Consider the following 11589-nt stretch of genomic DNA (forward strand, 5'->3'; position numbering starts at 1 on the left):
ATGCGACGGTCGAGCACGACTCCGGTGCAGGCAGTCTGCGCGCTCGTGCTGGCGGTCGCGGCGGCGGGATGTTCGGGCACGCCCGCGCCCGCTCCGAGGCCCGCGGTAGACGATCCGAATGTGCTGGCCGGGTGCGGGCCGCTGGCGGATGCGGCCATCGCGGCCCAGCTGCAGGCGTCGGCGGCGCGGCAGCAGACCTCGCCGACCATCTGCACCTGGAAGGTCGACCACCCCGGCGGCACAGCCGATCTCACCTACGCCTGGCTCGCGAACGACACGCTGATGCGCGACAGCGAGCTCGCCGCCCGACAGGGGTATCGGACCGAGAAGACGGTGATCAAGCGCTTCGGCGCGATGTACTGGCGCGATCCGCGCGACCCCGGCAGCTGCGCGGTGACCGCCTTCGACGGCGGCACCGTCACCTGGTGGGTGCAGAACCGCGACCACGCCGCGCAGCCGGACCCGTGCGCGGCCGCCATGACCCTCATGCAGTCCACCCTGGCCGTGGACGGTATCTGAAACTACTTGGGCGTCAACGGATTCGGCGGCGTCCGCGCGATCTCCATCGGCGTCGGCACGGTATTGCCGTGGGTGGCGGGGCGGGTGGGTTCGTGATCGGCGGCCAGCAGCCCGACCACCGTCGCCCCGAGGGTGGCCGTCACCGCCAGGGCCGCGACCAGCTTGCGCCGCGATACCGGCGTCGCCTTCGGGGGCCGCAGCGCGGGCATCGCCGAGAACCGCACGCCCCGCACCCGGCGCGCCGAGGGCAGCTGCGTCGCCATCAGGACCGCGCCGCGCGCCGAGACGAATTCCGGTTCGGGGTCGTAGATCACCGGCAGATCCAGCAGCTGCGCCAGCGCGTCTCGAATGCCGGGATTGCGGGTGCAGCCGCCCAGCAGCGCCAGCCCCTGCGGAGCGACGCCCGTCTCCTCCAGCAGCTGCCGCACATACGACACCGAGTGATGGATTCCGGCGGCCACCAACTCGCCGAAGTCGCTGCGGGTCACCACCATTCGCGTACCGGTCGCCGGATCGCCCACGGCCAGCACCGGGGTGGCCGACAGCGCCTCCTTGTAGGTGCGGCTGGTGGTCTTGTCGATGGTCACCCCGCCGTGCGCCAGGTGCCAGCGCAGCAGGGTGTCGTGGGCGTCGCCGCCCAGGACGGTGCTGTACCGGGCGGCCAGGATGGCGTCGGTGCGGCAGTCGGCCTCGGTGAGGGTCAGCCCCGCCGCACCCAGGTCGTAGAGCAGCACCGCGCCCTCGTCCGGCAGCTGACCGCTGAAGCGCAGGTAGCGCAGCTGCGCGAGCGGCTCGTCGACGATGGTCAGGCGGCTGCGCCCGGCCTCGGCGCGAATGGCATCGGCGTGCAGGGCGCAGCGGCAGGTGACCGCGATGCCGGTGATGAACTCGTCGCGCCGATCCGCCGACCGGCGCATGAGATCGATGGCCTCGAAGACCGCCTCCTCGACGCCCGCGCCGACCCGGCGCGCGACGGTGCAGCGGTCGATGGGGGGGAGGTGGGGCTGGTCGGAGTGCGTGAGCATGGCGCGTGCGCCTCCGGCGCCCGCCGATACCCCCAGTACCAGCACCATGGGCTCAATGGTGAACCTTTTGTGTCCCGATGCCAAGCGGCTCGGCGGTAAGTCGCTGGCCGGATGCTGAAAGGTTATCGTGTCATGACCAGCGTGTCGGCGTGTCGCCCGTGTCGAAGTCGCCCGCGCCGCGGCGGAATTCGGACAGAAGTTGCAGCAGCAACTCCAACCGTTCGGGTGGTAGCCCCGGCCGCGCGAATACCCGCGCATTCAGCTCCGTTGTTGCCCTAGCGACCAGTTCGCGGCCCGCGTCGGTAATCTCGATCAGCGTTGCTCGGCGATCGCTGGGATGCGGTACTCGCCTGACCAGTTCGGCCGCCTCCAGACGATCGACGGTATTGGTGACACTGGTCGGATGCACCTGCAGGCGGGCGCTGGCCATCGTCATCGGCAGCGCGCCGGTCTTGCTGAACCCGAGCAGCATCAGCAACTCGTAGCGGGAGAAGGTGAGCCCGGTCGGCCGCAGCGCCTCGTCCACCCGCGCCATCACGATCTGCTGCGCCCGCACCAGCGAGGTCACCGTCGCCATCCCGTCCGCGACCTCCTCCCACCCGTGGGCGATCCACTGCCGGTGGGCCTCCTCGATGGGATCCAGCGGAAGCGGTCGGGGTGTGGCCATGTGTCGATTCTATGGGTGGGCGAACATACCGGTCGTCGGCTCGCCCCATTCGGCGGTTCGCCGCGGCAATGCGATCACGCTGACTGCAACTGTTCGCCCCGCGCCGGCCACCGGCCATGATTGATTCCGTTGCGGGCGTGACTGAGTGGCTAGGTACCGGTCTGCAAAACCGTTTACGCGGGTTCGAATCCCGCCGCTCGCTCCGGATTCAGGTCAGGCCCGAAAGGTCGCGCGGGACAACGTGATTGCGGTCGGCGGTGGTGCCGAGGGTGTATTCGGGGAACAGGCCCAGGTATTCGGCGCGGGAGCGGGTGCTCCAGCGGCGGGCGTAGGGGGTGCGGGTCTTGTAGAAATTGGCGGTGTAGCCGCCCTCGTAGAGGCGGAGCAGCGTGTAGCCGCCCGGATATTCCTTGACCGCCGCGACTTCCAGGAATTCCACGTCGAGCGGGAGGTCGGGGCGGGTGCGGCGGTTGCGGTGGGTATGGCCGCTGTGATGCAGGAAGACGCCGGGGGCAGACCGGTACAGCGTCTGCAGTTCGGTGGCATCGGCGCGGTCGAGGACGAAATCGGGTCCGGCGAGGTTGGAGACGCCGGACTCGAAGGTCACCGGGTGATGTCCGAAAACCAGTGTGGGACGGTCGGGATCGGCGCGCAGGATCTCCCGGAGGCGATCCAGTTGGGGCCGGTCGATCATGCCGCCCGCGCCGTCGAGCTCGGTGGTGTCCAGGCCGAGTAGCCGCAGCCCGCCGAGTTCGTGCTCGGTCAATTCGCCTCGGGGCAGGAAGGATTCGCCCCAGCAGTCGTGATGGTCGGCATCGGCCACCGGCGGGCAGGCGGCGTAGTCCGCGCCCACGTGCGGGCGGTCGTGATTGCCGCGCGCCGCGAACCAGTCCCGGTTCATCGCACCCCAGGTATCCAAATGCGCTCGGACGCCGCGGGATTGGCCGGGCGTGGCCTCCGCGGTGAGGTCGCCCGCCACGATCAGGTGGTCCGCGCCGCGGTCCGGCCTGCGCAGGTCGTCGAGCAGGGCCGCCAGCATCACCTCCGGATACGGCGGCAGGCCCGGCTCCTGGCTCACCCCGGGCGGCTGCCCGGCCGCGATGAGCCCGGCCACCTCCTCCCCGAAGTGCACGTCGTTGCTCAGCGCCAGCGTGCGCAGCAGCCGGCCCGGCGGCGGGGTGGCGGTGGTGAACCGCCCGGTGCATTCGGGCGTGCCCGGCATCCGGGTCACGAGATTGGCCGCGGGCGTGGCGCGCACACCGTCGGACCACGCCTCGAAGCGGTAGGCCCGCCCCGGCTCGAGGCCGGTGACCTCGGCGTAGTGGTACGGCGTGCGCTCCGGATCGGCGGCGAAGACCGGATTCGCCGGGAGCGGCGCGTCGGCCGGACCCAGCCGGACCTCGGTGCCCGCGTCCACGGGAACCGGCGCGCCGGAGGCGTCCGGCGCCAGCGTCGTCCAGGTCAGCACGACCGAGGTATCGGTGATCGTGACCACCTCGAGGTCCGTCGCGATCAGCGAATTCGCTTGGGCGCGAGCGGAACCCGGGCGGACGGCGGGCAGTAGCGGTAGGGCGGCGGCCAGGCTCAGGGCGCCCAGCACCCGGCGGCGGTTCGGTCCACAGCAGCTCATGAGGTCCCCTGGTGGCAGGTCGTAGGCCCGTCAGCACCATACCGATTCGGGGCCGCGGCGGCAGCGCGACGTACCACCGGGTACGTTGGTTAGCCAACCCTCATGCTGAGGTATCCGGTTCGGAAAGGAACGGCTATGGCGGCGACCCGTTGGAAATTGGTCACCGGGGCATTCGCCGTGTTCGCCGTGCTCGCGGCGACCACGGCGTGCTCGAACTCGTCGAAGGACGAGAACGAGATCCTGGTCTACAACGCGCAGCACGAATCGCTGACCAAGGAGTGGGCCGACGCGTTCACCAAGGAGACCGGCATCAAGGTCACCCTGCGCAACGGCGGCGACACCGATCTGGCCAATCAGCTGGTGGCCGAGGGCAGCAACTCGCCCGCCGACGTCTTCCTGACCGAGAACTCCCCGGCCATGAGCCTGGTCGAGAACGCGGGCCTGTTCGCCGATCTGGACCCCGACACGCTGGCGCAGGTGCCCGAGCAGTACCGCCCGTCGACGGGCAAGTGGACCGGCATCGCCGCCCGCTCGACGGTGTTCGTCTACAACAAGGCCAAGCTCCCCGCCGACCGGCTGCCCGCCTCGCTGCTGGATCTGGCGCAGCCGCAATGGAAGGGCCGCTGGACCGCGGGCACCTCCGGCGCGGACTTCCAGGCCATCGTGGCCGCGCTGCTGGAGCTGAAGGGCGAGGACGCCACCCGCGCCTGGCTGAAGGGCATGAAGGACAACGCCCCCGCCTCGCAGAACAACACCACCGCCATGAAGGCGGTGAACACCGGCCAGTTCGACGGCGCGGTGATCTATCACTACTACTGGTACCGCGACCAGGCCGCGACCAAGGAGAACAGCGCCAACACCGCGCTGCACTACTTCAAGAACAACGACCCCGGCGCCTTCGTCTCCACTTCCGGTGGCGGCGTGCTGAAGTCGAGCAAGAAGTCGGCCGCGGCACAGAAATTCGTCAAGTTCATCACCGGTAGGGCGGGTCAGCAGGTGCTGCACGACGGCACCTCCATGGAGTATCCGGTCGCGGCCGGTGTGCCCGCGAATCCGGCGCTGCCGCCGCTGGACAGCCTGCAGGCGCCGAAGCTGGATCCGAGCAAGCTGGACGCGAAGAAGGTGCACCAATTGATGACCGAGGCGGGTCTGCTGTAGCCGTGGCCGTGCGCACCGCCGTGGTGGCCCGGGTCGGTCGGCCCGGACCGTTCGTCATCGGCGTCGCCCTGGTGCTGGTGGCGGCGACGTTCGTGCCGCTCGGGTACATCGTCTCCACCCTGTTCGACACCGGGCTGCCCGAGGCCGCGCGGCTGGTGTTCCGGCCCCGGGTCGGCGAATTGCTGCGCAACACCGCGAGTCTGGTGGCGATCACCGTGCCGGTCTGCGTGGTGCTCGGCGTCGGGCTGGCCTGGGTGGTGGAGCGCACGACCCTGCCGGGCGCGAGCTGGTGGGGCCCGGCGCTGGCCGCCCCGCTGGCGGTCCCGGCCTTCGTGAACAGTTACGGCTGGGTGAGCGTGTTCCCCGCGCTGCACGGGTTGTGGGCCGGGGTGCTGATCACCACCATGTCGTATTTCCCGCTGGTGTACCTGCCCGCCGCGGCCACGCTGCGGCGGCTGGATCCGGCGGTGGAGGAGTCCGCCCGCGCGCTGGGTTCGGGGCCGGTCGCGGTGTTCGCGCGAATCGTGCTGCCGCAGTTGCGGTTGGCGATCCTGGGCGGCGGGCTGCTCATCGCGCTGCATCTGCTCGCCGAGTACGGCGCGTTCGTGATGGTGCGCTTCGACACCTTCACCACCGCCATCTTCGAGCAGTATCAATCCAGTTTCGCCGGGGCCGCGGGCAGCATGCTGGCCGGTGTGCTGGTGCTGTGCTGCCTGGTGCTGCTGGCCGTGGAGGCGGGGGTGCGGGGCCGGGCGCGCTACGCCCGGGTGGGCGCGGGCGCGCCGCGGGCCGCGACCCGGGTTCGGCTGGGCTGGTTCGCGATTCCCGTGCTCGCGGTCCCGGCCGCGGTGATCGTGGCCGCGCTCGGGGTGCCGCTGTGGACGATCGTGCGCTGGCTGCGGATCGGCGGCGCGAAGGTGTGGGACGTCGGCGAGGTCGGCCGGTCGCTGGCGCAGACCCTGGGCCTGGCGGCCGCCGCGGCCGTGGTCACCACGCTGTGCGCGTTCCCGGTGGCCTGGATCGCGGTGCGGTCGCGCTCGGCGTTCGCGCGAATCGTGGAGGGCTGCAACTACATCACCAGCTCGCTGCCGGGCATCGTGATCGCGCTGGCCATGGTCACGGTGACCATCCGCTACCTGCCGGGCGTCTATCAGACCGCGGGCATGGTGCTGGCCGCCTACACGCTGATGTTCCTGCCGCGGGCGCTGGTGAGCGTGCGGGCCGGGCTGGCGCAGGTGCCGGTCGGGCTGGAGGAGATGTCGCGGGCGCTGGGGAAATCCGGTGCGGTGACATTCTTCCGGGTGACCGCGCGGCTCACCGCACCGGCCGCGGCCGCCGCGGCGGCGCTGGTGTTCGTCGCGGTGGCCACCGAGCTGACCGCCACACTGTTGCTGGCGCCCAACGGCACGCACACGCTGGCGATGCAATTCTGGTCGCTGTCGGGCGAATTGGACTACGCGGGCGCCGCGCCGTACGCGCTGATCATGATCGTGACCTCGATTCCCGTGACGTATCTGCTGTTCACTCGATCCAGGAAGGCGGCGGGTGTATGAGTCGTCTTGTCGTCAGCGATGTTTCCAAGTCGTTCGGGCCCACCCGCGTGCTGGGCGGCCTCAGCCTGGAGGTGGCCGACGGCGGCACGACGGCGGTGGTCGGCTCCTCCGGATGCGGCAAGACGACGCTGCTGCGGGTGATCGCCGGATTCGAGGCGCCGGACGCGGGATCGGTGGCGATCGGCGGGGAAACCGTTGCCCGCGACCGCTTCTGCAAGCCGCCGCACCGCCGCAATGTCGGCTATGTCGCCCAGGACGGGGCGCTGTTCCCGCACCTGACCGTCGGCCGGAACATCGCCTACGGACTGCCCGGCGTGGGGCGCGGGCGGCACCGGCAGCGGGTGGCCGAACTGCTGGAGATGGTCTCGCTGGACGCCTCCTACGCGGCGCGGCGGCCGCACGAGTTGTCCGGCGGTCAGCAGCAGCGGGTCGCGCTGGCCCGGGCGCTGGCCCGCCGCCCCGACGTGATGCTGCTGGACGAGCCGTTCAGCGCCTTGGACACCGGGCTGCGGGCCGCGACCCGGCAGGCGGTGGCCGCGACCCTGCGCGCGGCCGGGATGACCAGCATCCTGGTCACTCACGACCAGGAGGAGGCGCTGTCGTTCGCCGACCAGGTCGCCGTCATGCGCGACGGCACGTTCACCCAGGTCGGCGCGCCCGACCGGGTCTACGCCGCCCCGGCCGACCTGTTCACCGCCCGCTTCCTCGGCGACTGCGTCCTGCTGGACGGCGTCGTCGAACGGGGCGTCGCCACCAGCGCGCTCGGGCCCGTTCCGGTGCGCCCGGGCGCGCCCGGCGGCCTGGTCACCATGATGCTGCGCCCGGAACAGCTTGTCGCCCACGCCGTTTCCGAGGTCGGCACCGGCACCGGGATCGTGCGCGGGACCGAATTCCGCGGGGCCGACGTCCTGCTCACCATCCACCTCGACAACCAGGCCGCCGACCCGATCCGGGTGCGCCGGGTCAGCGTCGGCGCGCCCGCCGTCGGCGACCGGGTGCGGCTGGAAGTCCTCGGCGCCGCGGTCGCTTTCGCCCCCGAGTCCGGCCCGGACGCGGGCGACGCGGTCCGCGCCGCCTGACGCGTTCACTCGTCGCGTTCTGTCCTCACACCTGTCCGGTGATCCTTGTCACCATGGTGGAGTCCGTTGCGCCGCATCGGACTCCACGGGGACCACCAGTCGAATCGGCTAGCGGAGCGACAGTATGAACGCAGGTTCGACCGTGTGGAAGGAGGGGAGCTCGGCGATGGTGATCGGAGGGGGAGTCGCCGGGACGGTGGCGGCGTTGGCGTTGACTCGGGCGGGAATCCGGGCGCATATCTACGAGGCGCATCCCGCGGTGGCCCATGGGGCGGGGGGCTATCTGAGTCTGGCGCCCAACGGATTCGACGCGCTGAAGGCAATCGGCGCGGACGAGGTCGTGGGGGCATGGGGGTTGCCCGTGCCCACCACGATCATGGTCGACGGCGCGGGCACGATGTTGTCGACCGTCGCCGGGGTCGACGGTGTGCCGCCGACCCTGGTGCTCACCCGGGCGCAATTGCTCGGCAGCCTTGTCGAGCACGTGATGTCGCGCGGCATTCCGTACAGCCTCGGCAAGCGGCTGATCGGCGTCACGGAGACCGAGTCGGGGGTGGTGGCGCACTTCGCCGATGGCACCGTGGCGCACGGCGACGTGCTGATCGGGGCCGACGGCATCCGGTCCACGGTCCGCACGGTGATCGACGCCGCCGCGCCGGGGCCGGTGTACGCGGGTGCGCTGGGTTTCGCGGGGATCGCGGCCAACAGCGGCGCCCATGCCGAACCGGGGGCGATGCACGTCACGCGGGGGAGTGTGGCGCTGGGCTACTGGGGGTTCCCGGACGGGTGCGTCGGCTGGCTCGCGACGCTACCGAGCCCGTCCCCGATGAGTGCGGAGGAGGTGGCCGAAACATCGCCCGCGCGTTGGCTTTCCCGGCTGCGGGCGCACTACGCGGACCACTGTCCGGGCGCGGACCTGATCGCCCGGACCGACCCGGCCGGCCTGATGATGGTCGGCGCCCTGGAACGGCTGCCCGCCGTGCCCCGGTGGTATCGGGGACGGATGGTGCTCCTCGGCGATGCCGCGCACGCGCCGTCGCCGGATTCCGGGCAGGGCGCCGCGCTGGCGATCGAGAGCGCCGTCGAACTCGCCCGCTGCCTTCGAGACCTACCGCCCGCCGCTGCCTTCCCTGCCTATGAGGCATGCCGGCGGGAACGGGTCGAGTCCGTCGCGGACCTCGTGGACGTGACGGATCGCGCCGCTGTGGGACACCACATCGATTGGGAGGCGCCGGTCGCCGCGGTTCAGCGGACCGGGTGATCGTCGACGAAGGGTGCGTTGCGGTGGGGGCCGGCGGTGGTGGACGCCGGACTCACCGCACCGCGTTCCAGCGGTGCCGGGCGCGGCGCAGGGCGCGGGCCTCGGAGTAGCCCAGGCGCTGGGCGACCTCGTCGGAAGTGCCGTGCAGCCGGCGCATTTCGCGGCGCCGGGCGGCGTCCAGTTCGCCGCGCCAGGTGGTGCCGTGCCGGGTCAGCAGGCGCTGGAGGGTCCGCGGACTGATCGCGAAGTGCCGGGCCAGGGTGTCCAGCCGGGTAGCGGCGCCCCGGGCCAGGTGCGTATCGAGCACGATCCGGAACTCGGCGAGCCAGCTGGTTCCGGCAGGGTCTGGTGGGGGTGGGTGATCGGATGGGAGTAGTTGTGTCGCAAAGCGTTTCAAAATCTTCGCCAGGACCGGATCCGAGCCCGGCAGCGGCACCGTGAGGTCGGACTTGCGGACGGTCACGGAATTGGTGTGCGCGTCGAAGTCGACGCTCATGGTGCCGAAGATGTCGTTGAACGCCTCGTGCGAGCGCGGCGGCCGCTGGGTGAGGCCGACATGAACCGGCGCGACCCGCTTGCCCGTGCCCTGCACGATGCGATGGGTGAACACGCCGAGCGCGTACTGGGTCGCCAGGTCCCGGGTGTGCCCGCCGCCCTCGCCCATCGAGAATTCCAGGTCGACGGTGTCGTCGCGCTCGACCACCGTGGCCGTGCACGCGGTGGTGGCGGTGAACAGGTATTCGGCGGTGGCGCTCAGGCCGTCGCCGAGGGTGTCCGAGGTGACGAACAGGTAGTCGTACAGATCCAGCACGCCCATCCGGTACCGGGAGGCGATGGCCAGTGCCGAGTAGGGGTCGTCCAGCGCCCACTCGCACACCTCCCACACCCGCACCGCGAGGGTGGTCGGGATCTGTTGCGCGTCCTCGAGCATGCTGGGGGTCAGGCGGGTCTCGTGCAGCAGCTGGGTGCGGTCCGCGCCCAGCTCCGTCGCCGCCGTGAGCACGAATCGCGGCAACACGACGGTGGTCCGCGGCGCTGGGCTCAGCATCGCCGGAGGGGGTGGGTCGAGCTCTCGAACATCTCGATGCCTCGGTCCGATATGGGGTATCCGGTAGAAACTATCTGCCGGATAGCGTTGACAGTCAAGGGCTGTCGGTGGGGAGTTGGGGTGCGACGAAGGAGGCCCGATGGTCGATGACGACTGTGTGCCCTCGGATCTGGCGCGACTGTGGCGCCTGCCGACCACGCGCCGCAAGGGAAGACCGGCCGGTCTCGATGTCGATCTGGTGGTGAGCACCGCGGTCGACCTGGCCGATCGCGACGGTTTCGCCGCGGTGAGCTTGCAGAAGGTCGCTGCCACGCTGGGTTTCACCAAGATGGCGATGTATCGGCACGTCGGTTCGTGGGACGAGTTGATCGAGCTGATGGCCGACGCGGCGATCGGCCCGGCGCCGGATCTCGGCGACGCCGCGCTCGACGAGTGGCGAGTGGGCTTGACCCGCTGGGCCTCCGAGCTGCGCGCGGTGCTGGCGCTGCATCCGTGGCTGGCGCCGACGCCGGACATCGGCCCGGCCCGCGGCCCCAACACCATCGCCTGGATGGATGTGCTGTTGCGGGTGCTGCGCGACACCGGCCTGGACTGGAGCGAGAAGCTGTCGGTGCTGCTGGCGCTGACCACCCATGTCCGGCAGGCCGGGACGACCACGCCGCGGCTGATCGACATGCTGCTGCCGCACCCCGGCCGCGACGACTCGCCGCGGCGGCGCAAGCCGGTCCCGGCCGCCCTGGTCGGCCCGGACCGCTTCCCCGAGGCGTCGAAGCTGTTCGCCGCCACCGCCTGCACGGCCGATATCCACGATCCGCAGCGCGCGTTCGAGGTGGGCCTGGAACTGATCCTCGACGGGGTCGCGGCCCGGATCGCCGCGGCGCGTCCCTGACATCATGAGGCCAACGCGTGTTGGCCAACGCTTGTTGACCTAAATGTAGGCTTCGTCCGAATCGTGTGTCAACAGCTGTTGGCCTACATTCGTTGGCATGACCGCAGCTCCCGCCCCGCGGCGTTCCGACGCCACCCGCGCCGCGATCCTGTCCGCCGCCCGCCGCCGCTTCGCCGAGGACGGCTTCCGCAAGGCGACGATCCGCGCCATCGCGGCGGACGCGGACATCGATCCGTCGATGGTGATGCGCTACTACGGCAGCAAGGAGGGGCTGTTCGACGCCGCCCTGGACGTCGATCTGGCCCTGCCGGATTTCGGTGCGACGCACCCCGATTCGATGGGTGAGGCAATCGCCCGCCGCTTCCTCGAACTCTGGGAGACCCCGCCCACGGAGGGCACGCTGCTGACCCTGCTCCGCTCCTCGGTCGCCGACGAGGCCGTGGCGCAACGCTTCCGCCGCATCTTCGCCGAACAACTGATGCCGACGGTCCTGCGCGTAGGCGACCCCGCCGACGCCCCCCGCCGCGCGGGCCTGATCGCCACCCAGGTCCTCGGCCTGGCCCTGTGCCGCTACGCCTTACGCCTACCCCCCGTAGCCGCCCTGACCCACGACCAGATCGCCGCCGACATCGGCCCGACCCTGCAACGCTACTTGACAATGGGCAGCTGACGATTTCGCGCGGATATTACTGCGCAGCACGGGATTTGACTCGTCTATCCGACCCATCTACTATCTCCGTACGGAAATAGTAGATGGGTT

11 protein-coding genes and 1 tRNA gene are annotated in these 11589 nt (G+C 70.8%); 8 read left to right on the forward strand and 4 right to left on the reverse strand.

Features of this window, described 5'->3' with window-relative positions:
• Positions 1–519 carry a DUF3558 family protein gene (locus HPY32_RS00645; RefSeq protein WP_082870882.1) on the forward strand — a complete coding sequence of 173 codons (519 nt, stop codon included), beginning with the start codon at positions 1–3 and terminating at the stop codon, positions 517–519.
• Between the two features lie 2 nt (positions 520–521).
• Here HPY32_RS00645 and HPY32_RS00650 read toward each other — a convergent pair whose 3' ends face one another.
• Together HPY32_RS00650 and HPY32_RS00655 are read right to left on the reverse strand one after the other, a co-directional pair.
• Positions 522–1592 carry an Hsp70 family protein gene (locus HPY32_RS00650; protein ID WP_067581988.1) on the reverse strand — a complete coding sequence of 357 codons (1071 nt, stop codon included), beginning with the start codon at positions 1590–1592 and terminating at the stop codon, positions 522–524.
• Positions 1593–1674: 82 nt separating this feature from the next.
• Entirely contained in the window at positions 1675–2211 is a 537-nt protein-coding gene (locus HPY32_RS00655; protein WP_067581991.1) for a MarR family winged helix-turn-helix transcriptional regulator, read from the reverse strand.
• 131 nt (positions 2212–2342) lie between these two features.
• On the opposite strand from HPY32_RS00655, the gene HPY32_RS00660 reads away from it, so the two are divergent.
• A tRNA-Cys gene (locus HPY32_RS00660) sits at positions 2343–2413 on the forward strand.
• 6 nt (positions 2414–2419) lie between these two features.
• Here HPY32_RS00660 and HPY32_RS00665 read toward each other — a convergent pair.
• Positions 2420–3841, reverse strand: a complete 1422-nt coding sequence (locus HPY32_RS00665) for a metallophosphoesterase (protein WP_067581994.1) — start codon at positions 3839–3841, stop codon at positions 2420–2422.
• A 135-nt stretch (positions 3842–3976) separates the two neighbouring features.
• Between HPY32_RS00665 and HPY32_RS00670 the strand changes: the two genes are divergently transcribed.
• The 4 genes from HPY32_RS00670 (at position 3977) to HPY32_RS00685 (ending at position 8892) form a co-directional block, all read left to right on the forward strand.
• Complete coding sequence (locus HPY32_RS00670) at positions 3977–4999, forward strand: iron ABC transporter substrate-binding protein (protein ID WP_067581999.1); 1023 nt, start codon at positions 3977–3979, stop codon at positions 4997–4999.
• 8 nt (positions 5000–5007) lie between these two features.
• Entirely contained in the window at positions 5008–6552 is a 1545-nt protein-coding gene (locus HPY32_RS00675) for an ABC transporter permease (protein WP_231951557.1), read from the forward strand.
• Entirely contained in the window at positions 6549–7631 is a 1083-nt protein-coding gene (locus HPY32_RS00680) for an ABC transporter ATP-binding protein (protein ID WP_067582005.1), read from the forward strand. Before HPY32_RS00675 ends, HPY32_RS00680 begins: the two co-directional genes overlap by 4 nt.
• A 124-nt stretch (positions 7632–7755) precedes the next feature.
• Complete coding sequence (locus HPY32_RS00685) at positions 7756–8892, forward strand: FAD-dependent oxidoreductase (protein ID WP_082870883.1); 1137 nt, start codon at positions 7756–7758, stop codon at positions 8890–8892.
• Between the two features lie 52 nt (positions 8893–8944).
• On the opposite strand, the gene HPY32_RS00690 is transcribed toward HPY32_RS00685, so the two are convergent.
• On the reverse strand, positions 8945–9940 hold the full coding sequence (locus tag HPY32_RS00690; protein WP_067582009.1) for an AraC family transcriptional regulator: 996 nt from the start codon (positions 9938–9940) through the stop codon (positions 8945–8947).
• A 139-nt stretch (positions 9941–10079) separates the two neighbouring features.
• Between HPY32_RS00690 and HPY32_RS00695 the strand changes: the two genes are divergently transcribed.
• Together HPY32_RS00695 and HPY32_RS00700 are read left to right on the forward strand one after the other, a co-directional pair.
• Positions 10080–10829 (forward strand): TetR/AcrR family transcriptional regulator, encoded by a 750-nt coding sequence (locus tag HPY32_RS00695; RefSeq protein ID WP_197696389.1) that lies wholly within the window; start codon positions 10080–10082, stop codon positions 10827–10829.
• A 97-nt stretch (positions 10830–10926) separates the two neighbouring features.
• Positions 10927–11499 (forward strand): TetR/AcrR family transcriptional regulator, encoded by a 573-nt coding sequence (locus HPY32_RS00700; protein ID WP_067582013.1) that lies wholly within the window; start codon positions 10927–10929, stop codon positions 11497–11499.
• Positions 11500–11589 lie beyond the last annotated feature (90 nt).

This window comes from Nocardia terpenica, assembly GCF_013186535.1.
Taxonomy (GTDB): Bacteria; Actinomycetota; Actinomycetes; order Mycobacteriales; family Mycobacteriaceae; genus Nocardia; species Nocardia terpenica.

What these genes read in the sequence shown, in the direction of transcription:
- HPY32_RS00645 (WP_082870882.1), top strand. Translation starts at nt 1, where the DNA reads ATGCGACGGTCGAGCACGACTCCGGTGCAGGCAGTCTGCGCGCTCGTG.
- HPY32_RS00650 (WP_067581988.1), bottom strand. Translation starts at nt 1,592, where the DNA reads ATGGTGCTGGTACTGGGGGTATCGGCGGGCGCCGGAGGCGCACGCGCC.
- HPY32_RS00655 (WP_067581991.1), bottom strand. Translation starts at nt 2,211, where the DNA reads ATGGCCACACCCCGACCGCTTCCGCTGGATCCCATCGAGGAGGCCCAC.
- HPY32_RS00665 (WP_067581994.1), bottom strand. Translation starts at nt 3,841, where the DNA reads ATGAGCTGCTGTGGACCGAACCGCCGCCGGGTGCTGGGCGCCCTGAGC.
- HPY32_RS00670 (WP_067581999.1), top strand. Translation starts at nt 3,977, where the DNA reads ATGGCGGCGACCCGTTGGAAATTGGTCACCGGGGCATTCGCCGTGTTC.
- HPY32_RS00680 (WP_067582005.1), top strand. Translation starts at nt 6,549, where the DNA reads ATGAGTCGTCTTGTCGTCAGCGATGTTTCCAAGTCGTTCGGGCCCACC.
- HPY32_RS00685 (WP_082870883.1), top strand. Translation starts at nt 7,756, where the DNA reads ATGAACGCAGGTTCGACCGTGTGGAAGGAGGGGAGCTCGGCGATGGTG.
- HPY32_RS00690 (WP_067582009.1), bottom strand. Translation starts at nt 9,940, where the DNA reads ATGCTGAGCCCAGCGCCGCGGACCACCGTCGTGTTGCCGCGATTCGTG.
- HPY32_RS00695 (WP_197696389.1), top strand. Translation starts at nt 10,080, where the DNA reads ATGGTCGATGACGACTGTGTGCCCTCGGATCTGGCGCGACTGTGGCGC.
- HPY32_RS00700 (WP_067582013.1), top strand. Translation starts at nt 10,927, where the DNA reads ATGACCGCAGCTCCCGCCCCGCGGCGTTCCGACGCCACCCGCGCCGCG.